This window comes from Streptomyces sp. NPDC005799, assembly GCF_040630525.1.
Lineage (GTDB): Bacteria > Actinomycetota > Actinomycetes > Streptomycetales > Streptomycetaceae > Streptomyces > Streptomyces griseorubiginosus_B.
Genome location: NZ_JBEXXQ010000003.1, coordinates 1 through 24,673, shown reverse-complemented (window position 1 = coordinate 24,673; position 24,673 = coordinate 1). Strand labels below are relative to the sequence as shown.

19 protein-coding genes and 1 riboswitch are annotated in these 24,673 nt (G+C 73.8%); of the genes, 8 read left to right on the top strand and 11 right to left on the bottom strand.

Annotated features, from left to right (window positions below):
- Positions 1–2: 2 nt before the first annotated feature.
- A riboswitch (cyclic di-AMP (ydaO/yuaA leader) is annotated at positions 3–168 on the bottom strand.
- 192 nt (positions 169–360) lie between these two features.
- A complete protein-coding gene (locus tag ABZ453_RS03780; RefSeq protein ID WP_359011221.1) occupies positions 361–765 on the bottom strand; it encodes a DUF5997 family protein in 405 nt (134 codons plus the stop codon).
- Between the two features lie 58 nt (positions 766–823).
- Between ABZ453_RS03780 and ABZ453_RS03775 the strand changes: the two genes are divergently transcribed.
- Positions 824–1,621, top strand: a complete 798-nt coding sequence (locus ABZ453_RS03775; RefSeq protein WP_359011219.1) for a LysR family substrate-binding domain-containing protein — start codon at positions 824–826, stop codon at positions 1,619–1,621.
- Between the two features lie 7 nt (positions 1,622–1,628).
- Here the strand turns inward: ABZ453_RS03775 and ABZ453_RS03770 are convergent, their stop codons facing one another.
- Positions 1,629–1,961, bottom strand: coding sequence for a TfoX/Sxy family protein (locus ABZ453_RS03770; RefSeq protein ID WP_356773139.1), 333 nt, complete (start codon positions 1,959–1,961; stop codon positions 1,629–1,631).
- A gap of 564 nt (positions 1,962–2,525) precedes the next feature.
- Here ABZ453_RS03770 and ABZ453_RS03765 point away from each other — a divergent pair.
- Both ABZ453_RS03765 and ABZ453_RS03760 read left to right on the top strand, forming a co-directional pair.
- Positions 2,526–5,126 (top strand): AAA family ATPase, encoded by a 2,601-nt coding sequence (locus ABZ453_RS03765; RefSeq protein WP_359011216.1) that lies wholly within the window; start codon positions 2,526–2,528, stop codon positions 5,124–5,126.
- A gap of 134 nt (positions 5,127–5,260) precedes the next feature.
- A complete protein-coding gene (locus ABZ453_RS03760; protein ID WP_359011214.1) occupies positions 5,261–6,649 on the top strand; it encodes an FAD-binding oxidoreductase in 1,389 nt (462 codons plus the stop codon).
- Positions 6,650–6,678: 29 nt separating this feature from the next.
- On the opposite strand, the gene ABZ453_RS03755 is transcribed toward ABZ453_RS03760, so the two are convergent.
- The 3 genes from ABZ453_RS03755 to ABZ453_RS03745 all read right to left on the bottom strand — a co-directional run bounded on the left by ABZ453_RS03755 (position 6,679) and on the right by ABZ453_RS03745 (position 11,052).
- The gene (locus tag ABZ453_RS03755; protein WP_359011213.1) at positions 6,679–9,780 is read right to left on the bottom strand and encodes a carboxyl transferase domain-containing protein; all 3,102 of its coding nucleotides are present in this window, start codon (positions 9,778–9,780) and stop codon (positions 6,679–6,681) included.
- 65 nt (positions 9,781–9,845) lie between these two features.
- The gene (locus ABZ453_RS03750; protein WP_359011211.1) at positions 9,846–10,535 is read right to left on the bottom strand and encodes an HAD family phosphatase; all 690 of its coding nucleotides are present in this window, start codon (positions 10,533–10,535) and stop codon (positions 9,846–9,848) included.
- A gap of 40 nt (positions 10,536–10,575) precedes the next feature.
- A complete protein-coding gene (locus ABZ453_RS03745) occupies positions 10,576–11,052 on the bottom strand; it encodes an Lrp/AsnC family transcriptional regulator (RefSeq protein ID WP_133046841.1) in 477 nt (158 codons plus the stop codon).
- A gap of 206 nt (positions 11,053–11,258) precedes the next feature.
- Here ABZ453_RS03745 and ABZ453_RS03740 point away from each other — a divergent pair, with 206 nt between their 5' ends.
- Positions 11,259–12,749, top strand: a complete 1,491-nt coding sequence (locus ABZ453_RS03740) for an FUSC family protein (protein ID WP_359011209.1) — start codon at positions 11,259–11,261, stop codon at positions 12,747–12,749.
- Positions 12,750–12,851: 102 nt separating this feature from the next.
- Positions 12,852–13,886: a lactonase family protein gene (locus ABZ453_RS03735; protein ID WP_359011207.1), complete on the top strand. Its 1,035-nt coding sequence runs from the start codon at positions 12,852–12,854 to the stop codon at positions 13,884–13,886.
- Positions 13,887–13,968: 82 nt separating this feature from the next.
- Here the strand turns inward: ABZ453_RS03735 and ABZ453_RS03730 are convergent, their stop codons facing one another.
- The 4 genes from ABZ453_RS03730 to ABZ453_RS03715 all read right to left on the bottom strand — a co-directional run bounded on the left by ABZ453_RS03730 (position 13,969) and on the right by ABZ453_RS03715 (position 17,866).
- Positions 13,969–14,892: a hypothetical protein gene (locus tag ABZ453_RS03730; protein WP_359011205.1), complete on the bottom strand. Its 924-nt coding sequence runs from the start codon at positions 14,890–14,892 to the stop codon at positions 13,969–13,971.
- Positions 14,893–15,034: 142 nt separating this feature from the next.
- The gene (locus ABZ453_RS03725) at positions 15,035–16,033 is read right to left on the bottom strand and encodes a BadF/BadG/BcrA/BcrD ATPase family protein (RefSeq protein WP_359011203.1); all 999 of its coding nucleotides are present in this window, start codon (positions 16,031–16,033) and stop codon (positions 15,035–15,037) included.
- Complete coding sequence (locus ABZ453_RS03720; protein WP_133046836.1) at positions 16,030–16,707, bottom strand: uracil-DNA glycosylase; 678 nt, start codon at positions 16,705–16,707, stop codon at positions 16,030–16,032. Before ABZ453_RS03720 ends, ABZ453_RS03725 begins: the two co-directional genes overlap by 4 nt.
- Positions 16,708–16,780: 73 nt before the next feature.
- Positions 16,781–17,866: an exo-alpha-sialidase gene (locus ABZ453_RS03715; protein WP_359011200.1), complete on the bottom strand. Its 1,086-nt coding sequence runs from the start codon at positions 17,864–17,866 to the stop codon at positions 16,781–16,783.
- Between the two features lie 269 nt (positions 17,867–18,135).
- On the opposite strand from ABZ453_RS03715, the gene ABZ453_RS03710 reads away from it, so the two are divergent.
- Entirely contained in the window at positions 18,136–18,720 is a 585-nt protein-coding gene (locus ABZ453_RS03710) for a hypothetical protein (RefSeq protein ID WP_359011198.1), read from the top strand.
- A gap of 147 nt (positions 18,721–18,867) precedes the next feature.
- Here ABZ453_RS03710 and ABZ453_RS03705 read toward each other — a convergent pair whose 3' ends face one another.
- Together ABZ453_RS03705 and ABZ453_RS03700 are read right to left on the bottom strand one after the other, a co-directional pair.
- The gene (locus tag ABZ453_RS03705; protein ID WP_359011196.1) at positions 18,868–20,886 is read right to left on the bottom strand and encodes a HEAT repeat domain-containing protein; all 2,019 of its coding nucleotides are present in this window, start codon (positions 20,884–20,886) and stop codon (positions 18,868–18,870) included.
- 98 nt (positions 20,887–20,984) lie between these two features.
- Complete coding sequence (locus ABZ453_RS03700) at positions 20,985–22,637, bottom strand: DNA alkylation response protein (RefSeq protein ID WP_359011194.1); 1,653 nt, start codon at positions 22,635–22,637, stop codon at positions 20,985–20,987.
- 71 nt (positions 22,638–22,708) lie between these two features.
- On the opposite strand from ABZ453_RS03700, the gene ABZ453_RS03695 reads away from it, so the two are divergent.
- Positions 22,709–23,455 (top strand): PaaX family transcriptional regulator C-terminal domain-containing protein, encoded by a 747-nt coding sequence (locus ABZ453_RS03695; protein ID WP_359011192.1) that lies wholly within the window; start codon positions 22,709–22,711, stop codon positions 23,453–23,455.
- A gap of 436 nt (positions 23,456–23,891) precedes the next feature.
- Positions 23,892–24,530 carry a hypothetical protein gene (locus ABZ453_RS03690; protein ID WP_359011190.1) on the top strand — a complete coding sequence of 213 codons (639 nt, stop codon included), beginning with the start codon at positions 23,892–23,894 and terminating at the stop codon, positions 24,528–24,530.
- Positions 24,531–24,673: the final 143 nt, after the last annotated feature.

The window sequence follows — 24,673 nt, the reverse complement described above, 5'->3', positions numbered from 1 at the left end:
CGTACTCCTTCCGTACTCCGCCTACCGAGTTAGCTGTCGGGTTCGGGCGGTCGTATCCGGAAGGCATGCCCTACGACCCTTGCCCGTGCGGGCGGTTGGGCCGATTCACCCCATGATTCGGTTGGGTCCCCGGCTCCGGTTCGACACCGGACTCGGCGGAGGCCACGCGTCCCGACGGGGTTCGCCGGAGGAACTCGAGTGGCCTGGACCCACGCTAGCCAACTTGTGCGGCTGGTGTGAAGGTTGAAGGGCAGAATGTCCGATACGCTTTTGTGACCTTCGTCGTGACGAGCCGTCAGATGCCGGTTCCGTGCACACAGCGGATCGGGAGCGTGACCGACCGTCGCGACGGCGGGCGCCTCAGGACCGCGGACCGTCTTCCCGGACCGCCCGCTCGGCGTCGCGCTTCTTGATCCGCGCCGTCTCCTTGCGGACCTCCGCCTGCGTGGCCCGCTCCTTCACCAGCCACTCCGGCTGCTCCTGCTTCAGCGCCTCGATCTGCTCGGTGGTCAGCGGCTCGGTCACCCCGCCGCGCGCCAGCCCCGCGATGGAGACACCCAGCTTCGCCGCGACCACCGGACGGGGATGCGGCCCCTTGGCCCGCAGCTCGCGCAGCCACTCGGGCGGCTCGGCCTGGAGCTGGTCGAGCTGGGCGCGCGAGACGACACCCTCACGGAACTCGGCGGGGGTGGCCTCGAGGTACACACCCAGCTTCTTCGCCGCGGTCGCGGGCTTCATCGTCTGGGCGGTCTGGTGCGACTTCATGGGGTCCAGGGTATCGACCGGGTACGGGGCCCTCGACCACGGCCGGTAACCTGGCCAGGTGACAGGCTCGGAGACATCCCCCACGTTCCGGCTCGCGTACGTCCCGGGGACGACGCCCGCCAAGTGGGTGCGGATCTGGAACGAGCGGCTGCCCGGGATCCCCTTGCACCTCATCGCCGTACCGGCCGCCGAGGCGCCCGAGGTGCTGCGCGCGGGCCAGGCGGACGCGGGCCTGGTACGGCTGCCGGTCGACCGTGGGTTCTTCAGCGCGATCCCGCTCTACACCGAGACGACGGTGGTCGTGGTCCCCAAGGACCATGTGATCACGGCGGCCGACGAGGTGACGCTCGCCGATCTGGCCGACGAGGTGCTCTTCCACCCCCTCGACGACGTCTTCGACTGGGACGCTCCTCCCGGTGAACCCGCCTTCGAGCGTCCCGCCACCACCGAGGACGCCGTGGAGCTGGTCGCGGCGGGCGTCGGCCTGCTCGTCGTCCCCCAGTCCCTCGCCCGTCTGCACCACCGTAGGGACCTCACCTACCGCCCGGTCGTCGACGCCCCCCAGTCCGGTGTCGCCCTGTCCTGGCCCGAGGAAGCGACCAGCGACCTGGTCGAGGACTTCATCGGGATCGTGCGCGGCCGCACGGTCAACAGCTCCCGCGGCCGCAAACAGCAGCCGGAGGAGAAACAGTCGAGCCGGGAGGAGAAGCCCAGGCGGGAGGAGCAGCCGAGGCGGGAGGAGCAGCAGAAGTCCTCCGGCCGCCGCAAACCGGCCCCCGCCAAGCAGCCGGGCCGCGCTCCCCGCGCGGGCGGCTCCAAGCCCGGCAGGCGGGGCAGGCCCGGCCGCCGCTCGTAGGAACGGCTCACTTGGGCGGCAACCCCGCGGCGAAGGCGTACCCCTCGTCGATCCATGCGCCCAGGACCCGGTCGTCCGTCAGCGCGGACGGGTCGACGACGATCCAGCCGCGCATCGGCCGCCCCGTCATGTCGAGCAGCCGCGCTCCCGGTCGGGTCAGCGCCGCGTCCGTGGCCTCCGGCCCGACACGGACCATCAGCCCCCCGGCGCCACTCGCGCTCACCGCCATGTTCCCCCGCAGCAGAAACGCGAGCCCCCCGAACATCCGCTTCTCAGTGATGTCCGGATCGGCTCCTAGATACCGCCGAATCCGCTCGGCCAACGCTTCGTCGTACGCCATGCCACGCCTCGCTCCGTGTGCCGACTCCCAGGACTCCAGGATGGCCCCGCACGCCTGTCCGGGTCGGGCGGTGGCGGCCCGCCGGTCGGACCGGGGGCTTCTCCTCGCGTCGCGTCCGCATGGACCGCACGGCGACGCCGAAACGGTGGCGCGACGGCCGCCGTGTCGTAGCCACAAGCCGGTGGCGACGAGGGCGCGGTGGAATGACCGCCGCCGCGTCCGCGTCGGGGATACGGCCCCCTGCCGCCCGCAGGACATGCTGACACCTTGCCACCACGGCCCCGGCCCGCCCATCGGGCCGCCCCGTCCGTCGGGCCGCCGCCGTGCGTGGGCCCGTCCCCGGCCGTCGGGCCGCCGCCGTGCGTGGGCCCGTCCCCGTCCGTCGGGCCGCCGCCGTGCGTGGGCCCGTCCCCGTCCGTCGGGCCGCCCCGCCTATCGGCCCGCCCCGCCCATCGGGCCGCCCCCGTCCATGGACCCGCCCCGCCTGTCGGCCCGCCCCGCCTGTCGGCCCGCCCCCGCCCGAGAGTCGTACCGTCATCGGCGGTCGGTGGCAGAATCGACCGGGTGGACCGGGGGATCCTCGAGCGTGAGGCCGAGCTGACGCGGCTGGCCGAGGCCGCATGTCAGGCGGCGGACGGTGCCGGCTCGGTGGCGCTCGTCTTCGGCGAGGCCGGCATCGGCAAGTCCAGCCTGGTCAGAGCACTTCCGGAACGGTTGCCCGAGGAGGCGCGGGTCCTGGTCGGCCAGTGCGACGACCTCGCCACCCGCCGACCCCTTGGCCCGTTCCGTGACCTCGTCGGCAGCGTCGGTGCCGAGCTGGCCCGCGCCGTCACCGAGGGCGGCGATCGTCCCCGCGTCTACGAGGCCCTGCGCGCCGAGCTTGCCGTGACTCCGCATCCCGCCGTACTGGTCGTCGAGGACGTGCACTGGGCCGACGAGGCGTCCCTGGACGCCCTGCGCTTCCTGGTCCGGCGCATGGAACGGCTCCCCGCGCTGCTCGTCCTCACCTACCGCGACGACGAGCTGGGCCGCGGCCACCCCCTGCGCCATCTCCTCGGGCAGGTCTCCCGCGCGCCCCGGGTGCACCGGCTGCCCCTGGCCCGGCTGTCCCTCGACGCGGTCCGCACGCTCAGCGCGACCGCCGAGCTGGACGCGGCCCAGGTGTACGAGGTGACCTCCGGAAACCCCTTCTTCGTCGCCGAGGTCGTCGCGGCGGGCGGCACCGGAGGCGTGCCGCCGACGGTCGTGGACGCCGTGCTCGCCCGGATGCGGGGCCTGGACGCCGCCACCGTGGACGCGCTGGAGCAGCTCGCCGTGGTCCCCTCGGCGGTCGAACGGCCCCTGGTGGACGCCCTGTTGGCCGACGGGGTGACCGTACTCGCCGAGGCCGAGCAGCGCGGGCTGCTCGCGGTGACACCGGAACGGGTGGCGTTCCGCCACGAGCTGATCCGCCGCGCGGTCGCCGACTCCGTGCCCACCGCCCGCCGTATCGACCTCAACCGCACCGTCCTCGCGGCCCTGGTCGCCCGCCCCGGATCCGACGCCGCCCGGATCGTGCACCACGCCGCCCAGGCCGGCGACGAGGACGCCATCGCCCGCTACGGCCCCGACGCGGCACGCGACGCGGCCTCCGCCGGCGCCCACCGCGAGGCCGCCGCCCAGCTGCGGCTGGTCCTGCGCCGGCGCCGGCGCCACGGCCCGGCCGACCTCGCCGACCTGCTGGAACGCTACGCGATCGAGAGCTACACCATCGCCGACTCGGCCGCCGCCGTCACCGCCCAACGGGAGGCGGTGGCGCTGCGCCGCTCGCTCGGCGACATCCTCGCCCTCGGCGCCGACCTGCGCTGGCTGTCCCGTATCCACTGGTGGGCCGGGGACGCCGACGAGGCGCAGGACGCCGCCCGCGAGGCCGTCACCGTCCTGGAGCACGCGGGCGACGACCGGCTGCTGGCCCTCGCCGTCAGCAACATCGCCCAGCTGCGCATGCTGTCCGACCGCTACCCGGAGGCCGTCGACCACGCCGAGCGGGCCATCGTCCTGGCCCGCAAGACGGAGGACCAGGCGATTCTCGCGCACGCCCTGAACAACCTGGGGACGGCCCGCTGGCGGGGCGGCGACCCCGACGGACGCAAGCAGCTGGAGGAGAGCCTGGAGGTCGCCCTGGCCGCCGGCGAGGTCGAGCACGCCTGCCGCTCCTACGCCAACATCATCTGGACCCTGCTCGACAGCCTCCAGTACAGCGAGGCGGACCGCTATCTGCCCCCGGCCATGGACCTCGCCGACCGGGCCGAACACCTCGGCTTCCTCACCTACCTCCACGTCGAGCTGGCGATCCGGCGACTGGCCGCCGCCGACTGGGAGGACGCCGAACGGCACGCCGAGTTCGGCATCCACGACTTCCTGCCCGCCCGTTGCCCCGCGCTGACCGTCCTGGCCCGCGTCCGCACCCGTCGCGGCCACCCGGGCGCCGCCGAACTCCTCGCCGAGGCCCAGGAGATCGCCGTACGGACCCGGGAACTGCAGCGCACCGGACCGGTCGCCGCCGCGCTGGCCGAGGCGGCCTGGCTGCGCGGCGACGACGCGGCCCTGATCGAGGCCGTGGCCCCGGTGTACGCGCAGGCCCGCGACCTGGCCGGCATCCCCTACCGGGCCGAACTCGGCTACTGGCTCAGCAGGGTTGGGCAGCCGGTCGACCTGGCGGACTGCGACCACCCGTACGCCCTCCAGGCCCGCGGCCACTGGCGCGAGGCCGCCGCACGCTGGCAGGAGGCGGGCTGCCCCTACGAGCACGCCGCCGCGGTCGCCGAGAGCCCGCACCCCGCGGACAAGCTCGTCGCCCTTGCCGAACTCGACGCCCTGGGCGCCGAACCGCTGGCCCGCCGCGTCCGCTCCGAACTCCGCCGACTCGGCGTACGGCGCATCCCGCGCGGCCCCCTCGCCGCGACCCGCGGCAACCCCGCCGGCCTGACCGAACGGCAGCTCCAGGTCATGCGCCTGCTTGCCGAGGGCCTGACGAACGCCGAGATCGCCGACCGGCTCGTCGTGTCCGTCCGTACCGTCGACAACCACGTACGCGCCGTCCTGGAGAAGCTGGACGCGCCCACCCGGCGCCACGCCGCCGTACGCGCCGCGGAGCTCGGGCTCCTCCCCGAGCGGGACACGTAGGTACGCGAAACGCAGGTGCGCGAAACCTAGGTATCCGAACGCCCGAGCTAGGTGATGGCCACGGATGCCCCCGCCCGCGCTACCCGAGTAGAACGTGCACAACGGCCCGACTCACGACAAACGGGGGAAACCGTATGTCCAGCACAACCGCGCAGGCGGCACGACGGGAACTGACCGACTTCACCGGCGAGCTGATCGGCCCCGACGACGCCGGCTACGAAGAGGCCCGTACCGTCTACAACGCGATGATCGACCGCCGCCCCGCGCTCGTCGCCCGCTGCGCCGACGCCGACGCCGTGGCCCGCGTGATCGGCTTCGCCCGCGCCCACGACCTGCCGCTCGCCGTCCGCGGCGGCGGCCACCACGGTGCCGGGATGGGCACCGTCGACGGGGGAGTGGTCGCCGACCTCTCGCCCCTGAAGGAGATCCACGTCGACCCCGAGGCCCGCACCGTCCGCGTCGGCGGCGGCTGCGTCTGGGGCGAGGTGGACCGCGCGACCAACGCCTACGGCCTGGCCACCCCGAGCGGCATCGTCTCCACCACCGGCGTCGGCGGCATCGCCACCGGCGGGGGGCTCGGCCACCTCACCCGCAAGTGCGGGCTGACCATCGACAACCTCCTCTCGGCCGACGTCGTCCTGGCCGACGGGCGCCAGGTGCGCGCGAGCGCCGAGGAGAACACCGACCTGTTCTGGGCGATCCGCGGAGGCGGCGGCAACTTCGGTGTCGTCACGTCCTTCCTCTTCCGGCTGCACGAGATCAGCACGGTCGTGGCGGGGCCGACCTTCTGGCCGGTCGAGATCAGCGCCGACGTCCTCACCGCCTACCGGGACTTCCTCCCGAACGCGCCCCGCGAGGTGAACGCCTTCTTCCTGTACGGCACCGTCCCGCCGGCCCCGCCGTTCCCCGAGGAGATCCAGCTGCGCAAGACCGCCGGTGTCGTGTGGTGCCACACCAGCGGGGACCCCGAGGCCGCCGCCCGTGCGATGGCCCCGCTGCTCGACGCGCTGCCGGAGCCGCTGCTGCACGCCGTCGGACCGATGCCGCACCCCGATCTGCAGTCCATGTTCGACGGGCTCTACCCGCCCGGCCACCAGTGGTACTGGCGTGCCGACTTCGTCGAGGAGATCCCGGACGAGGCCGTCGAACTCCACGCCAAGTTCGGTGCCGAGGTGCCGACGGTCCAGTCGACGATGCATCTCTACCCGATCGACGGCGCCGCCCACGACGTCGGCCCCGACGAGACGCCCTGGGGCTACCGGAACGCCCGCTGGTCCACCGTCTACGCGGGCGTCGACCCCGACCCCGCCAACGCCGAGCTGATCAAGCGCTGGGCGGTCGACTACTCCGACGCCCTGCACCCGTACTCGGCGGGCGGCGCCTACGTGAACATGATGATGGACGAGGGCCAGGAGCGTGTCCGCGCCAGTTACCGCGGCAACTACGACCGGCTGGCCCGGGTCAAGGCCGCCGTCGACCCGGACAACGTCTTCCGCCTCAATCAGAACATCCGGCTCAGCTGACGATGTCCGCACCATCCTGGTGACCGTGTTCACCAGGTGTCGATGAACGGACGGTGCCCCGGGCGGGGGACGGGGCACCGCTCCAGCGCCGCCAGGATCCATCCACGCGACCCGGCCGGGTCGATGACCGCGTCGATCTCCAGCGCGGCCGCCGCGTTGACCGCCTTCCCGCGTTCGTACAGCTCGGCGACCCGCTCCTCGAAGGCGCGGACACGCTCGGCCGGGTCCTCGATCGCCGCCAGCTCCTTGCGGTAACCGAGCCGGACGGCTCCCTCCAGACCCATCCCGCCGAACTCCCCGCTCGGCCAGGCGGCGGTGGCCAGCGGCGCCCGCGTGGAGCCGCCCATCATGGCCATCGCCCCCAGCCCGTACGCCTTGCGCAGCACCAGGCTCACCAACGGCACCCGCAGATTGGCCCCCGTCACGAACAGCCGCGCGAAGTGCCGTACGGTCGCGGTCCGTTCGGCGTCCGGGCCGACCATGAAACCGGGGGTGTCGCAGAGTGAGACCACCGGCAGCCCGAACGCGTCGCACAACTGCAGGAACCGCGCCGCCTTGTCCGCCGCGTCCCGGTCGATCGCCCCGCCCAGATGCGCCGGGTTGCTGGCCAGCAACCCCAACGGCCGCCCCTCGATCCGCACCAGGCAGGTCAGCACCCCGACTCCGAACCCCGGCCGCAGCTCCAGCACCGAGCCGGTGTCCGCGAGCCCCGTGACCGCCGCCCGTATGTCGTAGGCCCGGCGCCGGTTCTCCGGTACGACATGCCGCAGCAGTCGCTGGTCCGGCTCCTCCCAACTGCCTTGCCGGTCCTGGAAGTACGACAGATACCGGCGCGCCACTCGCACGGCCTCCGGCTCGTCCGCCGCCACCACGTCCACGACCCCGTTCGGCACCTGCACCGACAGCGGCCCCACCTCCTCCGGCCGGAACACCCCGAGCCCACCGCCCTCGATCATCGCGGGCCCGCCCATCCCGATCGTCGCGTCCGGCGTGGCGATCACCACGTCACAGCAGCCCAGCAGCGCCGCGTTGCCCGCGAAGCACCGCCCCGAGACGATGCCGACCAGGGGCACTGTGCCGCTCAGGCGCCCCATCCGCTGGAAGGTGGTCACGTCGAGCCCCGCCACCGACGTGGTGTCCGTGTCCCCGGGTCGGCCCCCACCGCCCTCCGCGAACAGCACGACGGGCAGCCCTCGTTCCTCGGCGAGCTCGAGCATCCGGTCGGTCTTGCGGTGGTTCTGCAGCCCCTGGGTGCCGGCCAGCACGGTGTAGTCGTACGACATCACCACGCACGGCCGGCCGTCCACGCGCCCGGTGCCGGTGACCATGCCGTCGGCCGGCGTCGAGCGGATCAGGTCCTCCAGGGAACGGCGGCGGCGCTGGGCGGCGATCGCGAGGGCGCCGAACTCGGTGAAGGTGCCCGGGTCGCAGAGGTCCTCGATGTTCTCCCGGGCGGTCCGTCGGCCGAGCGCATGCCGCCCGGCGACCGCCTCCGGCCGGTTCTCGTCCAGCCCGACGGCGTGCCGCTCGATCATCTCGGCGAGATCGGGACGCACGGCGTCGGGATCGGCCCGTTCCTCGGCGGCTGCGCCCGCGTCCGCGCCGCTCACCTCGTCCAGCCTGACCAGCGGGGAGCCCTCGCCGACGGTTTCCCCCACGCGCGCGTGCAGCGCCCGCACCACGCCGGAGCCGGGCGCGCGCACCACCTGCTCCATCTTCATCGCCTCAAGCACCAGCAACTGCTGTCCAGGACGCACCGGTTCACCGGGGGAGACGTCCACGGAGACGACGGTCCCGCTCAGCGGTGCGACGATCGCACCCTCCCCGGAGGGGACTTCGGGGCGGACGACCGTCCCCGCCACCTCGCCGACCACGCCCGTGTGCGCCCAGAAGCGTGGCCGTACCAGCAGCTCCCGCAGCAACGGAATCCCCGTCCGCACCCCCTCCACGCCGAACTCGCCCAACGCCCGCCGCGCCCGCGCACCCGCCGCCTCGACACCGCCGTGCGGGACGTGGGCGATCACCTTCGCGAGCAACGGGTCGTAACGCAGGCCCACTTCGGCACCGGCACGGATCGCGGTGTCGACGCGGACGCCCGGCCCGGTCGGCACGTCGAAGCGGGTGATCCGCCCCGCCCCTTCGCCGTAGACCCGTGCCTGCACGGCGAACCCGCGCGGACGAGCGGGCGGCTGGGCGAGCCCCAGCTCCCCGAGCGTGGCTCCGGCCGCCACCCGCAACTGCACCTCCACCAGGTCGACTCCGGTGACCTCCTCGGTGACCGTGTGCTCCACCTGCAGCCGAGGATTGGCCTCGATGAACCAGAACTCCACGCCCCGCAGCAGGAACTCGAAGGTGACCAGGCTGGAACAGCGGGCGGCACGGGCCAGCCGCAGCGCGCGGTCGAGGATGTTCTCCCTCACGGCGTCCGGGAGTCCGGGGGCGGGCGCGATCTCGATCAGCTTCTGGTGGCGGCGCTGAGCGCTGCAGTCCCGGTCCCAGAGGTGTGTGACCGCGCCCGTGGCGTCCCCGACGACCTGCACCTCGATGTGCCGCGCCCCCTCCAGCAGCCGCTCGGCGTACAACGCATCCCGCCCGAAGCCCTGTTGCGCCTCCGAACGGCACCGCTCCCATGCCTCGTCCAGCTCCTCTGCCCGCCGCACGACCCGCATTCCGCGACCGCCGCCCCCGCCCGCGGCCTTCACCATCACGGGCCCGTCCGCCAGCAACTCCCGTGCCCCGTCCGGCCCGTCGGCCCCGGCCAGTACCGGAATCCCCACCTCGACGGCCAGCTCCCGGGCCCGCGTCTTCTCCCCGAACAGCGCCAGCACCTCCGGCGAGGGGCCCACGAACACGATCCCCGCCTCCGCGCAGCGGCGCGCGAACTCCGCGTCCTCGCTCAGGAAGCCGTAACCGGGGTGGAGATAGTCGCAGCCGGTGCTCCGGGCGGCGGCGAGCAGGGCGTCGCCGTCCAGGTAACCGCTCACCGGTACGGATTCGCCGGCGAGCCGGGCGTGGGCGTCGTCGCCCTCCTCGTACACGGCGACCGTACGCAGCCCGGCCTCCGCCGCTGCCCTCAGCACGCGGACGGCGACCTCCCCGCGGTTGGCGACGAGCACGGCGGCAGAACCCATGGAACCCTCCAGGCAGCGGACGTCATCGACCGGCCCGATCATGCTCATCGACGCCGTTGCCGCCGTCAACGCGCCGATCGCACCAGCCAGTCGTACGCGGCCCGCGCCGTGAAGTCCGGCTGGCCGCCGCGCAGGAGCAGGTCCGCGGTGGCGAACTGTGGGGCGGCTGCCTGCGCGGTGAGGTAGGGGACGGCGATGCAACGCATGCCGGCCGCGTGCGCGGCGGCCGCGCCGGGTGCCGCGTCCTCCACCACCACGCAGTCCGCCGGGGAGGCCCCGAGGCGCCGGGCTGCCTCCAGGAAGACGTCCGGCGCGGGCTTTCCGTGGGGCACCTCGTCGGCCGAGACGACCGTACGCAGATACGCGTCCAAACCTGTGCCCGCGAGGATCGCCTCGATGGCCTCCGGTGACGAACCCGAGGCCACGGCCATCGGCACGGCCTCGGCCGCGAGCAGCTCCACGAACTCGCGCATCTCCGGGTACACGCGCGTGGCGGTGCGGGCCAGCTGCAGATAGCGGCGGTTCGTCGCGGCGAGCAGTTCGTCGGCGCGGGCCGTCAGGCCGTACTCCCGCGTCCACAGCTGTGCCGTCTCCTGCGTGCTCACACCGACGTACCGCTCGTGCTCGGCCCAGGTGAAGCCGGGGACGCCGTGCTCGGCGAGGGTCCGGCGGCTCGCTTCGTAGTAGTTCGGCTCGCTGTCCACGAGCGTTCCGTCGAGATCGAAGATGACCGAGAGAGTGCCGAGCTTGCTCATGTGCCCAGCATGGCAAAGGTCATGTGCGGGAGGGCAAAGGTCATGTCCGGGCCGACCGGCCGATCGACTCGACCAGCGGCAGCAGCCGCTGCGGAACGCGCTCGCGCAGGGCGACCTCGGTGCGGGTGCGCACGACACCGGGCAGGCTGATCAGCTTCTGGATCACGTCCTCGAGATGGGCGTTGTCCCGCGCCACCACCCGGGTCAGCAGATCGCCGCCACCGGTGATGGAGAAGGCCTCGACGATCTCCGGGACGGCGGCCAGCGCGTCCCCCACGTCGTCCAGGTGCCCCTGGGTGACCTCGATGTGGACGAACGCGAGGACGGGGTGGCCGAGGGCCGCGGGGGAGAGCACCGGGCCGGTCCCGGTGATCACGCCGTCCCGTTCCAGCCGGTCGAGGCGGGCCTGCAGTGTGCCGCGGGCGACGCCCAGGATGCGGGCGTACTCGCGCACGCTCGTGCGGGGCTGCTCCAGCAGCAGTCGCAGGATGCGGGTGTCCAGTTCGTCGACGGCCATGGGGCGGACTCTCCTCGTGCCTGGTCCGTTGGCTCGCCCGTGGCCGCCCCCGAACCGCTCTGGCTGTACCAATGGCTCAGCATAGTCGGCTCCGCTTGAGCCAGGAGCGGCATGGATGCTGCAATGAGCGCGTCGATGGCGCTGCGGACCCCGCGGCGCCTTTTCCATGCCGTGGTTCGCCGTGGTTCAAAAGGGGCGGGTAAGCAGTGCTGAAGCGGGTGTTCGTGGCTCCGGATCCGGGGCGCGTCCGGCTGCGGTTCGCCGGCCGGGCCGTCGTCGGTATCACTCTCGCCGTCGTCGTGTGCGCGCTGGCCGGGCTGCCCCTCGTCGGCGCCGTCACCGGCGGGCTGGCCGCGCTGCTCGCCCTGTTCACCGTCGCCGACGCCACGGTCCGCGGACAGGCCGTCACCACCGCGCTGCTGCCCGCCGTCGGCCTGCCGGTGCTCGCCGCCGCGGCGGAGCTGCACGACCACCCGGTGGCCCGCGACCTCACCTTCCTCGCGGTCGTCGGCGCCGGCGTGTACGCGCGCCGCTGGGGCCCGCGCGGACACAGCCTCGGCGTCTTCGCGTTCATGACCTTCTTCGTGGCCCAGTTCCTGCACGCCACCGCCGCGCGGCTGCCCGAGCTGTCCGCCGCCGTCGTCCTGTCCCTGCTGAGCGCGGCGGCGGTGCGGTTCGGCCTGTGGTGCTACGAGGACCGGATGCCCCAGGCGCACGCGCCCGCCCCACCGGCCGGCACCGGCCTCGCCCGCGTCACCACGCGCCAGGCCGTCCAGGCGACCGCCGGCGCGGGCTTCGCCCTGGTCGTGGGCCAGCTGGTGTCCGGGCAGCGCTGGTACTGGGCCGTCGGCGCCACCTGGTGGATCTTCGTCAACACCGCCTCGCGCGGGGAGACACTGGTCCGAGGCTTCCGCCGGGTCCTCGGCACGGTGTTCGGCATCGGCCTCGGCGTCCTGATCGCCGTACCGGTGCACGGGGCCGGCCTGCCCACGGCCGTCCTTCTCGCCGGCTGCGTCTTCGGGATCTTCTACTCGGCGGCCGTCTCGTACACCTGGATGATGCTCTGCGTGACCCTCCTCGCCGAGCTCCTCTACGGCCTCCTGGGCGTGCTCACCCCGAGCCTGCTGGCCCTGCGCCTGACGGAGACCGGCGTCGGCGCGCTGGGCGCCGCCCTCGCCGTTCTGTTCGTCCTCCCGGTCACCACGCACCTCACCACCGACGCCTGGATCCAGCGAGCCCTGCGTTGTGTGCACGCCTGTACGGCGGAGGCCGCGTCCCGCCTCGCGGGCGCCCCGGACGCCGACCCTGCTTCCAGGGTCGCCGAGCTGGAGCAACTGCTGAGTCGTGTACGACTGTCCGTCGCCCCCCTCGTGCACCCGCTCAACCCGATGCTCGGCCGCAAGCGACGCGCCCGCCGGGTACTGGCCCTCCTCGACGACTGCGCCCGCGAGATCCGCGGCCTGGTCTCGGTCGCCGCCGACCCGGAGGCCTCGCACGACGCCCGCCTCGCCGCGGCTTGCTGGCGCGTCGAGGCCGCGGTCGAGGCCCTCACCGGTGACGGAACCCGCCAGGTCGCCCTCGCGCCCGAGCCGCCCGCCGCGGGCGCCCTGGCCCACCTGCACGGTGTGGAACGCGCCCTCGCCGAGCTCGCAGCGCCCCTGCGCACCCCGTCCCGTTCCCCTCTGGCCGGTGCCTGACCATTCACCCGCACGACAGCAACAGTCCCCCCTCTGGTCTAGACCGCAGGTGATCGACTGCTACCGTCACCCCCAGCGGCACAGAACCGAGAGGGGACAGCGGTGACGGATGGCGGCGTGCGGCGGCGGAGGGCCTTCATCGGGTCGTTCACGGCGGCGGGAGGGCCGGGGATCGTGACGGCGGCCGTGGCCGCGAGCGGCGGCGCGCTGACCGCCCTGAGCAGCGTGGACGGCGTACCCGACCCGTCGTATCTGACTCTGGCGCCCGGCGGGGAGCTCCTGTACGCGGTGAGCGAGACCAGCGAGGGCGCGGTGGCCGCCTACCGGGTGGCCGAGGACCGGCTCGAGCGGGCCGGGGCGCCGGTGCCGGTCGACGGGCAGGGCCCCACTCACCTCAGCCTCCACGCCGGGCACGTCCTGACCGCCAATTACGGCTCCGGCAGCGTCACCGCCGTACCGCTGCGTCCCGACGGCACCCTCGCCTACGCACCGTCCGCGGTGCTCCAGCACACCGGATCCGGTCCCCACACCCGCCGCCAGCAGGGCCCGCACGCCCACCAGGTGCAGCCCGACCCCAGCGGCCGCTGGGCCGTCAGCGTCGACCTCGGCACCGACTCGGTGCGCGTGTGCGCCCTGACGGACGGCGAGCTCACCGTGCACCGCGAGATCGCCCTGCGCCCCGGCTCCGGGCCCCGCCACCTGGCCTTCCACCCGGACGGCACACGCGCGTACGTCGTCAACGAGCTCACCCCCACCGTCACCGCCTGCCACTGGGACGCCGAGGACGGCACCCTCAAACCGCTGACCGAGACCCAGGTACTGCCCGCCGCCCCGGCCGGCGACGCCTACCCCTCGGGGATCGTCGCATCGCCCGACGGCCGCTTCGTGTGGATCGCCACCCGCGGCGAGGACGTCCTGTCCACCTTCGCCGTCGAGGGCGAGGAGCTGCGGCTGATCGGCACGGTCCCCTGCGGCGGTCAATGGCCCCGCGCCCTCACCGAGTCGGAGGGCTTCCTCTACGCGGCGAACGAGCGCTCCGGCGACGTGACCTGGTTCGCCGTCGACCCGGACACCGGTCTGCCCCGCTACGAGGGCTCGATCGAGGTGCCGGCCGCGTCCTGCGTCGTCCTCGACTGAGCCACGCGGACACCAACGCCGAAGGGCCCGGCTCCGGACTGCGGAGCGGGCCCTTCGGAAGTGTCGCCTCGTGCCGTACGGGTCAGCGGACCGGCGCCCCCTGCGGCTGCTGGGGGGCGATGCCCAGGGCGGTCGTGTACTTGGCCAGCGCCAGCTTGCCGATGGCCGGGTAGGGGCCCAGCGCCTCGGCGGCGGCGCAGCCCGCCTCCTTGGCCGCCTCCTCGATCAGACCGGGGTCGATCTCCGGCCCTATCAGGTACGGCGCCAGCGCCAGCTGCTGCGAGCCCGAGGAACGCAGCTGCTCGGCCACGGAGGCGATCGAACCGTCCTGGTCAAGGGCCGCCGCCATCACCGGCACGGCGAGGCGCGCGGCGAGCAGCATGCCGGTGATCCCGGCCGCCTGCACGGCCTCGTCACCGCCCACGGAAGCCAGGATGATGCCGTCCGCCGCGGTCGCCACGGTGAACAGCCGGGCGCGGTCGGCGCGGGCCAGGCCCGCCTCCGACAGTCGCACGTGCAGCGCCTCGGCCAGCAGCGGGTGCGGACCCAGCACATCCGTCAGGTCGGCCGCGACACGGCTCTCCATCACGGCCTGGCGGATCCGGCGCAGCAGCGCGCCGTCGGGACCGGCCAGCAGCGGCACCACGACCGCCACCGGGCCGTCGGGCTCCTTGATGTCCAGGCCGGCGGCCTTGGCCTGCTCATAGCGGGCCGTGCGCTCCTCGGCGGCGTGCGCCAGCGCACCCTGAAGCGTCGGGAACCCCGTGTCGTCCCCGTCCAGGTACGCGATGCGCGCGTCCAGACCGGGGAGCTCGGAGCGGGCGATGCTCACGACCTCCTCGGCGAGGCCGCGCGTCGCGGTGCCGGGAGTACCCGGCACCGCGAGGACGAGCGCGGGCGCGCCCTCGGGAGCCGCCAGCGGCTCGGGTCGGCGGTGCCGCCCGGGCTGGCGAGGTCGCGGCATTCGTACTGGCAGGCCGGACGCGGGTCCAGTGGGGGAGCTCATGGCGACGCATGTTACTGGCTTCTTGGGCTCTCCCGTTCGGGGAGGGTGCAGGTGAGCGGTATCCGTCCTGTTTTGTCTGATGAGTTACGCCGGAATCGCCGGTGATCGCCGTGCGAACCGGGCGCATTGCGGAGCCTTGGGATCAGTCCCCCTTTGCGGTCACCACGGACAACATCGCCGCGTCACCCGGCAGGGTGAGCGTGTCCGCGGCCAGGTCGGCGGCGATGCGCAGGGCGCCGCTCAACGGGTCGCCGGCCGCCGCCACCCGCCGGGCGTTCGGCAGCGCCCGCGTCAACTCCTCCTCCAGCGGTACGAGGAGGGGGGTGCCCAGGTTGAACAGGCCCCCGGTGACGGCGACGTGCGGCTCGCCCTCGGCCGGGCACACGGCCGCCGCGGACTCGGCCATGTGCCGGGCCGCCGCGCGCAGGATGTCCGCGGCCACGGCGTCGCTCCCGGCGCAGGCGCCGACCTGGGGTGCGAAGGAGGCGAGGGCGGCGGGCCGGTCCGTACGGGGGTAAAGGTGCCCGGGGATTCCGGACGCCGGGCCGAACAACTCCTCGGCACGGGCCAGCAGTTCCGCCGATCCGCCGGGCCGTCCGTCGTGGGCGCGCAGGGCGGCCTCCAGCCCGGCCCGGCCGATCCAGGCGCCGCTGCCGCAGTCGCCCAGCAGATGCCCCCAGCCGTCCGCGCGCCGCCAGCGCCGGAGATCCGTGCCGACGGCGATGAGTCCCGTGCCGCCGGCGATCACGGCACCGGGCCGCGTCCCGAGCGCACCGGTGTACGCGGTGACCGCGTCGGCGGCGAGAGCGACGGCCGGAACACCGAACTCCGCGCGCAGCGCCGCCGGAAGCCCGGCACGCAGATCGTCACCGAGGGTGGCGAGCCCGGCGGCCCCGACAGCGGCCGCCCGCACCTCGGAGACCCCACTGTCGGCGAGCAACGCCCGCACGAGAGGCACCAGTCGCTCCATGAAGTGCCCGGCGTCGATCCCCCGCGCCCCGGTCCGCACCGGCCCCGCCGACTCACGCTGCCCGAGAACGGACCCCTGCGTCGTCCCCACGACTGCTCGCAGTCCGGAGCCCCCCGAGTCGACCGCGAGCACACCGGCCGAACCCTCTTCGTCGGCGCGCCTGCCGGTCACGGCAGACGCCAGTCCACCGGTTGGCCGCCCATGCCGACCAGCAGGTCGTTGGCGCGGCTGAAGGGACGGGAGCCGAAGAAGCCGCGGTCGGCGGACATGGGGGAAGGGTGGGCGGACTCCACCGACGGCAGGTTGCCGAGCAGCGGGCGCAGGTTGCGCGCGTCGCGCCCCCACAGGATCGACACCAGCGGCTTGCCGCGCCCGGCGAGGGCGCGTATCGCCTGCTCGGTGACCTCCTCCCAGCCCTTGCCGCGATGCGCACCCGGCTTGCGCGGCGCCGTCGTCAACGCCCTGTTGAGCAGCAGCACCCCCTGCTGCGTCCACGGCGTCAGATCACCGGTGGAGGGCTGGGACAGGCCCAGGTCGGTGTTCAGCTCCCGGAAGATGTTGATGAGGCTGCCCGGCAGTGGACGCACATCGGGAGCCACCGAGAACGACAGCCCCACCGCGTGCCCGGGTGTCGGATACGGGTCCTGACCGACGATCAGGACCCGTACGTCGTCGAAGGGCTGTTGAAAGGCCCTGAGGACATTCGGGCCGGCCGGGAGATAGGTGCGTCCCGCGGCGATCTCCGCCCTGAGGAAGTCCCCCATGTCGGCGATCCGCCCGGCGACGGGTTCCAGGGCCTGCGCCCAGCCCGCTTCGACGATTTCATGCAACGGTCGTGGTGCCACGCGCGTCACCCTACTGCCGTACGGGCAGCGGAGATCAACCGGTGGCCAAGGCCCACCGGTCCCCCCTGACGGCTCATCCGACCACCGCGGCCCGCACACACAGGACGTCCGGCAGGTGCGAGGCCAACTGCCGCCAGCTGTCGCCGTCGTCGGCCGAGGCGAACACCTCGCCGTTGCGGTTGCCGAAGTACACGCCCGCCGGGTCGGCGTCGTCCGTGCACATCGCGTCCCGCAGCACCGTGCCGTAGTGGTCCTCCTGAGGCAGCCCCGCCGACAGCGGCTCCCAGGACTTGCCCGCGTCCTGCGTGCGGAAGACCCGGCACCGGCGACCGGCCGGCACCCGGTCCGCGTCGGCGTTGATCGGGAACAGGTACGCCGTGTCACCGCGCCGCGGATGGGTGGCCGCCGCGAAGCCGAAGGTGGACGGCAGTCCCTCGCCGATGTCGGTCCACTGGCCGCCCGCGTCGTCGCTTCGGTACACGCCCCAGTGGTTCTGCAGATACAGCCGGTCCGGGTTGGCCGCGTCGCGGGCGACCTTGTGCACGCACTGTCCGAACTCCGGGTTCGGATCCGGCAGGAACACCGCGGAGACCCCGGAGTTGGCGGGCGTCCAGCTCGCGCCGCCGTCCGTGGTCCTGAACACCCCGGCGGTGGAGACCGCGACCGTCACCGACCGCGGGTCGCGCCGGTCGGTGAGGACGGTGTGCAGGCCCTCACCGCCGCCGCCGGGCACCCACTTCGACCGGGTGGGGTGCTCCCACAGCGGACGGATCAGCTCGAAGGTCTCCCCGCGGTCCTCCGAGCGGTACAGCGCGGCCGGCTCGGTACCCGCGTACACCACGTCGTCCTCCGCGGCGGCCGGATGCAGCTGCCACACCCGCTCCAGCGAGGCGCCCGTGTCCTTGGGGAACTTCACGGCCGGCTGCGACGGTTCGGTCCAGGTGCGGCCCAGGTCGTCGGAGTGGAAGACCGAGGGCCCCCAGTGCGAGCTGTCGCCCCCGGCCAGCAGGCGCGGGCGGTCTCCCCGGGTGTCGATGGCCACCGAGTAGACAGCTTGCGCGTTGAAGTACGGACTCTCGTCGAACTCCCACTCGTCCCCGCGCCTGCGCCCGATGAACAGGCCTTTTCGTGTGCCCACGGCGAGCAGTACCTCGGTCATGCCGATCACCTCCGCGACGTCTCTGTCCCAGACACCGGCCAGTCTGCACCCCACCACTGACAGTCACCTCCCAAACCGTGTCGTCGCAGGTCAGACGGCGACGGCGGGACGGGCTGCGGGATCTTGTGGCCGCTTTCACGAACAGGCCTGCGTGAGCGGGGTACTCGTGCGACCGTCGAGACAGGGGGAGTCGCCCTGAGCATCAGGGGACCTTCGCCCGTATGGGAGGGAGGTCGGGGATCGTTGTGCTCATGAGGAGGATGCCTTCGATGGCGTTCCGTGGTCCGAAGGTGTGGCTGTGGCGCTGGCGGCGCAACCCGCTCAAGCGTCGCGCCGACACGGTGGAGGCCTGGGTCGTGCTGGGTGCCTGGCTGGTGACCGTGGTCGCCGGGGTACTGGCCGGTCTGGCGGCGACCCAGTCCGTCGAGCACGGGCTGGCCCGTGAGCGGGTGGAGTGGCGCCAGATCGAGGCGCGGCTCACCCAGAAGGCACCCGGGAAGGCGGCCACCGGCACCGGGACGGCCAGCGGCGACCAGGTCTGGGGCACGGTCCGCTGGACCGCGCCGGACGGCTCCGGCCACACCGGGCAGGTCCGGGTCCATCCCGGCAGCCCGGCCGGCTCCACGGTCCCGATCTGGTCGGACCGCCAAGGCCACCTGGTCACCAAGCCGGCCACCGCCTCCCAGGCCCATCTGCGGGCATCCCTGATCGGCGTCCTGGTCGGCATCAGCGCGGCAGCGGCCCCCTTCGTGGGGGGCCGAGTCCTGTGCGGCCGCCTGGAACGCCGCCGCATGGCCCAGTGGGACACCGAGTGGTCCCGCTTCGGCCCGCTGTGGGGGCGCAAGACACGGTGACGGGGCGACGAGAGGCACGCTGAAGCCGGAGCTCCGCGGCGAGTGCCCGTAGTGGGCGAGTGCCATGAATGATGGAGCGGCGCAGGGCAGGGCGGCCGGCGGATCGCTCTCGCCGCGGTGGACGCTCGCCGCCCTGCCCTGCGCCCCCTACACCCCACCCACCGCCTCGCGACAAACCCGCAGCAGCTGTTCGTCGGCGTGGATGTCATGGCTGCCGTACCCGCCCAATGCGGCCTGGTGCCGTCGCCTCGCGGTCAGTTCCGTGCACAGCAGGTCGTGGAGGAGGGCGCCCTCGGGGCCCAGCTCGGCGACGCACGTGGCTATCGGGACGCGCGTGTGCGGGTTCTGGGCCCAGGCGGCCCGCAGGACGGGGACCGCAGGCTCCGGGTCCCGGCTGATGCGCCACACCGCGCACGCGGCCGCCATCCGCTCCCACAGTTCGTGGGATCCGGTCATACGGATCAGCTCGGGCAGCGCGGTACGGGCCGCCGCTCCCAGGCGCCCCAGTGGTTCCGCCGCCCGTCTGCCCTGCCCCCCACCGCTCGTCAGCTCCCGCACCAGGACCGGCAGTACAGCAGCCGCGTCCCCCTCCACCGACCACAGCGCGCCGGCCGCGGCGACCGCGGCGACCGCGGACCCGGTGTCCAGCAAGCCCCGCAGCGCCGGTGCCGCCGCGCACGAGCCCGCGCCGAAGGACTCCAGGGCCCGTACCGCCGACTCCACCACCGACTCCCGCAGCCGCAGCCCGTCAGGGACCCCCAGCAACAGCCGCAGCACCTCGGGCACGGACTCCGCGTCGGCGAGGGCCGCGAGCGCGGAAAGCAGGGGTGCCGCCCGGTCGTACGTCTCCGGGGAGTCCAGCGGGATCTCGCCGAGCCTGCGTCGCAGGGCCGGGGCGAGCGGGGTCGCGGCCGGTCCGAGATGGGTGATGACATGGCCCAGGTCGTTCGGTACCACCCGCCCCTCCAACACCTCTCCCAGCACCGGAACGGCGCGCGCGTCGCCGCTTCTGGCCAGGGCCTTGACCGGGTCGCCCAGTGTCGGCGCCCCGCGCTCCCACTGGCGTACCCACAGGTCCGGACGGGAGTCCACCAGCGCGGCCAGGTGATCGGCGGCGGGAGCGGCGAGTTCGAAGAGGCCTTCCAGGAGGGCCAGTGCGGGCTCCCGCAACCGGTCCTGCGGTGCCGCCAGTTGGGCGCCGATCAGCGCCACCGGTTCCCGGTAGTCCGCACGCCACTCCCGCATCAGCCCCGGCGACATCCACACGGCGTTGACCCGGTCCGTCGACGCCGGACTGTCCAACTGCCCCACCAGCAGGGCGATCCGGTCGCTCACCCGGTCGTCGAGCGCGGAGTGCAGGGTCCGCAGCAGTTGGGAGCCCTCCTCGTCCGAGGGCCGCAGTCGCCGCAGATGGCCGACGAGCGTGTCGGTCTCGGGCCGGTCGGGCTCCTGTGGCCGGCCCGGCGGCCGCTCCGACCGGTCCCGCAACAGCCGTACGACCGTGGTCACCAGGTCGGCCGGCAGCCGCTCGGGCGCGCAGCCCGCGAGCTGGCCGAGCGCGGCGAGCCGCAGTGCCGGGCCGAACGGCGGCGCGCTCCGGGCCGTCAGCAGATCCACCGCCTCGGCGGCGTACCCCGGGTGGCGGCGGGCGAGGACGCCGAGGCTCTCGGTGAGGGCGAGCAGGACCCGGTCGTCCCGCTCGACCGTGATCCGCTGCCGCAACAGGCCGAGCACGCGCGCCGGTTCGTCGAGAAACCGCACCAGCGCGCCGGCCGCCGCCCGCCGCACCTCGGGGTCCGGATCCCCCGTCAGCCGGGAGAAGACCTCGGCTCCGGCACGGACCGCGGTGCACGCCATCGCGTAGGTGTCGGAGGCGCCCTCCCGGTCCTCGCCGTCCTGCCCGATGCTGACCAGGAGTTCCACGACGCCGCCCCGCTCCTCCACCGCCCTGCTCCCGACCAGGGTGAACAGGAAGGGGATGCAGGCCAGGGTCGAGTCGTAGACGTCCCCCTGGTGGTGCACCGCGCCGTACATCCCGTCGAGCGCGATCTCCCGCTCGGCCGGGTCCGCCGAGGCCAGCCCCCTCAGCAGTTGGGGCACGTCCTCCGCGCTGCCGTACGCATGCCGCAGCGAGGCCCAGTCGACCTCGTCGATCCCCGTGAACACGTCGTCCTCCCCAGGCGCGGTGCCAACTGATCGCGAGTGTGCACCACGCCACTGACAACGCACTGGAATCGGGGGGTGACGCTGCCCGGGGCTCGGTGTCAGCCGTCGGCGGGCAGTGCGCGCTCCAGGATCGTGTCCACGCCGGCGCCGTCGGGCAGGGTGCCGAAGGAGTGGCCCCAGTCGCCGCCCAGCCGGGTCGCGCAGAAGGCGTCGGCGACGGCGGGCGGGGCGTGCCGGACCAGCAGGGAGGCCTGCAGGGCCAGGGCCATCAGCTCCACCAGCCGGCGCGCACCGGCCTCGGACCCGGCGGCCAGCAGGCCCTCCAGCCGGACCACGGCCGCGTCCAGCCGGGCGTCCGCGCCGCGCGCCAGGGCGAGTTCGTCGAACAGGGCGTGTGCGGTGGCGGGTTCGCGCCTGAGCGCCCGCAGCACGTCCAGGGCGTTGACGTTCCCCGAGCCCTCCCAGATCGACAGCAGGGGTGCCTCGCGGTAGTGGCGGGGCATGCCGGACTCCTCGACGTAGCCGTTGCCGCCCAGACATTCCAGGGCCTCCGCGGTGAAGGCCGGGCCCCGCTTGGTGACCCAGTACTTGCCGACGGCCGTCGCGATCCGCCGGAAGGCCGCCTCGCCCGCGTCGCCGCGGACCGCCCGGTCGGCGGCCCCCGCCAGCCGCAGGGTGAGCGTCGTGGCGGCCTCGGACTCCAGCGCCAGGTCGGCCAGCACGTTGCGCATCAGCGGCTGGTCGATCAGCCGCGCCCCGAACGCGCTGCGGTGGCGCACATGGTGGCCCGCCTCGACCAGCGTCCTGCGCATCAGCGTGGCCGACATCATCACGCAGTCCAGGCGGGTGCAGTTGACCATCTCGATGATCGTCTTCACGCCCCGGCCCTCGGGTCCGACCAGCCAGGCCACGGTTCCGTCGAACTCCGGCTCGGAGGAGGCGTTGGAGCGGTTGCCCAGCTTGTCCTTCAGGCGCTGGATGCGGAAGGTGTTGCGGCTGCCGTCCGGCAGGATCCGCGGCACCAGGAAGCAGGAGAGCCCCTCCGGAGCCTGCGCCAGCACCAGGAACACGTCGCACATCGGGGCCGAGGTGAACCACTTGTGCCCGCGCAGGGTGTACACGCCGGGCTCGGCGGTCGGGGTCGCCACGGTGGTGTTCGTCCGCACGTCCGAGCCGCCCTGCTTCTCGGTCATTCCCATGCCGGCGAGCAGACCGGGCTTCTCCGTCGGGACCCGCAGCTCCGGGTCGTACTCCCTGCCGGTCAGAAGGGGTTCGTAGATCTTGGCCAGTTCCGGTTGGGCACGCAGGGCGGGGACGGCCGCGTACGTCATCGACGTCGGACAGCCGTGCCCGGCCTCGGTGTGCCCCCACACCAGTCCGCCCGCCGTGCGCACGACGTGGGCGCCGGGGCGGTCGTCCGCCCAGGGCGCGCCCGCCAGCCCCTCCGCTACGGCGGCCCGCATCAGGTGGTGCCAGCTCGGGTGGAACTCGACCTCGTCGATCCGGTTGCCGTACCGGTCGTGCGTGCGCAGCACCGGTTCGTGCACGTTGGCCAGTTCGGCCCACTCCTGCGCCTCGGCGCTGCCGGCCCGCAGACCGAGCCGGCGGATCTTCTCCTCGGCCCACCCGGCGCCCTCCCGGCGCAGTCCCTCGAGCAGGGCGGTGTCCTGGGCGGCGTCGTAGGGCGTCAGCGGGGGCGGCTGGTTGGTGACGTCATGGGTCGCGTGCGCGGGCGTGGGTGTCGAGGCCATGCCGCCATGTTGCGCCTTTTCTTCGACCGTAGCAATGTTGCAACAAGGAGGCGCACGTACAGTACGTGCCCATGCGGATGAACGTGTCAGAGCCGTCCGGCGAGGTCGACCTGCGGCCGCTGTCCGCGCGGTCGGTCGTGCTGAGCCTGCTGCTGGGCACGCATCCGCCGGAGCTTCCGGTGAGGGACCTGGTCCGCGTGGTGGAGCCGTTCGGCGTCGGCGGCTCCACGCTGCGTGCCGCGCTCAGCCGCATGGTGAACGCCGGTGACCTGCGGCGCACGAATTCCGTCTACCGGCTCAGCGACCGGCTCCTGGCCCGCCAGCGCCGCCAGGACGAGGCGGTGGACGCCCGCACGCGCGCGTGGGACGGCGACTGGGAGATGGTGGTGATCACGGCGACGGGCCGCGGCCCCGCCGAACGCGCCGACCTGCGTGCCCGCCTCACCGCCCTGCGGCTGGCCGAACTCCGCGAGGGCGTCTGGCTGCGCCCCGCCAACCTGATCCGCCGCGTGCCGGAGGAGGAGCTGGCACCGGTGGCCCAGTCCTACACCGCTCGGCCCGACCGCCCCGCGCGCGAACTGGCCGCCGCCCTGTGGCCCTTGGACGCCTGGGCCGCCACGGCCCGCGCCCTGCTCGCCCACCTCGCCGAGGCGGACCTCCCGGCCGACCGCTTCACGGCCTTCGCGGCGGTCGTACGCCATCTGCTCGCCGATCCCGTACTGCCTCCCGAACTGCTCCCCGCCGACTGGCCGGGCGCGCCCCTGCGCACCGCCTACGCGCGGTACCAGCGGGAGGTCACCGGAGCCGTCACCCGATGACACGGCGACCGTACGAAGCGCCGCGCGGACGTCGCTGGTGCCGCCGCGCCGTACCAGGCGCTTCATCCCGTAGTCCTTGGTGCCGGAGACCGAGATGGGGGCGGTGACGGCCTGGCTGCGTTGGCGGTGGGCCGGGTGGCAGCGCTCGCCGGACCCGCTCTGTCTGTCGTGATCATGACTGACGTGAGTCCGTGGGCGGCCAGGACGCCCGGAGGCGCGTGGCGACGCGCACGCACGCGCGCGTGCTGCTGAAGTCCCGCTTCACGCTCAACGGGACGGCCCGTACGACGGGTTGACGCCCGCCCGCGACGCAGCGGGCGAAGTGCCCGACTTCGGGCGCCATGCCCGAATTGCGCTTACTTCGACCGGGTGACCAGGCTGTGAGTGGGAACCCGACGTGTTTCGGCAAGCGACGTCATACGGATCGAGGACAGTCATGGCTCGGCAGGAGCGACAGTCGTCGTCGGCCACCCTCCCGGAGCCGCTGCGTAACGCGGCGTCCGTGTTGCGGAAGGTGCCCGGCGCGGGAATGGTGAGCAGGGCGACCGAGGGGGCACTGGACAAGGTCGGAGCGGTGTCGCCGCGCGGACGGCGGATGGCGGTGTACGCGGGCGCGGGCGTACTGGGCGTCGCGGGCGTCGTGGAGTGGCCCGTCGCCGTCACCGGTGCGGCAGTAGCCTGGCTGACGCAGCCACGGCCGAAACAGCCAAGCAGCGGGGACGCGGTGAGCGCCGAGGACGGCGCACCCGCGGTGGAGGAGGCGATGAGCACGCCCGTCGGCACGGAACCGACGGCCGGCGGGGCCGTACCGCCGCCCGTCACCGAGGTGACGGCACCGCTGGGAGGGACACCCACCCCTCCGGGCGCTGAGTCGGCACCCACGGGAACCGCCCCGGTCCCCGATGCCGCCGGGCCCATCTCCCCGCACCCGGGCGCCGAGGCGGCCCCCGCCGCGCCGGCCCCGGGCGCCGATGTTCCCGGACCGACGGCACCGGACCCCGGTGCTCCCGGTCCGGCCGAGTCCCTCACGGGGCGGAGCGACGCGCAGGAACAGCCCGACCGCACGACCGACTGAGGGCGCGCGATGGTTCTGGGAGTGCTGTCACGTCCGGCCGTCGCTCTGGTGGGATGGGCGGCGGCCGGGCCCCGGTTGCTGGTACGCGGGGCCGCGCCCGCGATGGGTGCGGCCGCCGGGGCGGCGGCCGGCACGGCCCGCGC

Coding starts and splice junctions, on each gene's coding strand:
- ABZ453_RS03780 (WP_359011221.1), bottom strand. CDS start 765: ATGAAGTCGCACCAGACCGCCCAGACGATGAAGCCCGCGACCGCGGCG.
- ABZ453_RS03770 (WP_356773139.1), bottom strand. CDS start 1,961: ATGGCGTACGACGAAGCGTTGGCCGAGCGGATTCGGCGGTATCTAGGA.
- ABZ453_RS03760 (WP_359011214.1), top strand. CDS start 5,261: ATGTCCAGCACAACCGCGCAGGCGGCACGACGGGAACTGACCGACTTC.
- ABZ453_RS03755 (WP_359011213.1), bottom strand. CDS start 9,780: ATGGGTTCTGCCGCCGTGCTCGTCGCCAACCGCGGGGAGGTCGCCGTC.
- ABZ453_RS03750 (WP_359011211.1), bottom strand. CDS start 10,535: ATGAGCAAGCTCGGCACTCTCTCGGTCATCTTCGATCTCGACGGAACG.
- ABZ453_RS03745 (WP_133046841.1), bottom strand. CDS start 11,052: ATGGCCGTCGACGAACTGGACACCCGCATCCTGCGACTGCTGCTGGAG.
- ABZ453_RS03730 (WP_359011205.1), bottom strand. CDS start 14,892: ATGAGCTCCCCCACTGGACCCGCGTCCGGCCTGCCAGTACGAATGCCG.
- ABZ453_RS03715 (WP_359011200.1), bottom strand. CDS start 17,866: ATGACCGAGGTACTGCTCGCCGTGGGCACACGAAAAGGCCTGTTCATC.
- ABZ453_RS03710 (WP_359011198.1), top strand. CDS start 18,136: ATGGCGTTCCGTGGTCCGAAGGTGTGGCTGTGGCGCTGGCGGCGCAAC.
- ABZ453_RS03700 (WP_359011194.1), bottom strand. CDS start 22,637: ATGGCCTCGACACCCACGCCCGCGCACGCGACCCATGACGTCACCAAC.
- ABZ453_RS03695 (WP_359011192.1), top strand. CDS start 22,709: ATGCGGATGAACGTGTCAGAGCCGTCCGGCGAGGTCGACCTGCGGCCG.
- ABZ453_RS03690 (WP_359011190.1), top strand. CDS start 23,892: ATGGCTCGGCAGGAGCGACAGTCGTCGTCGGCCACCCTCCCGGAGCCG.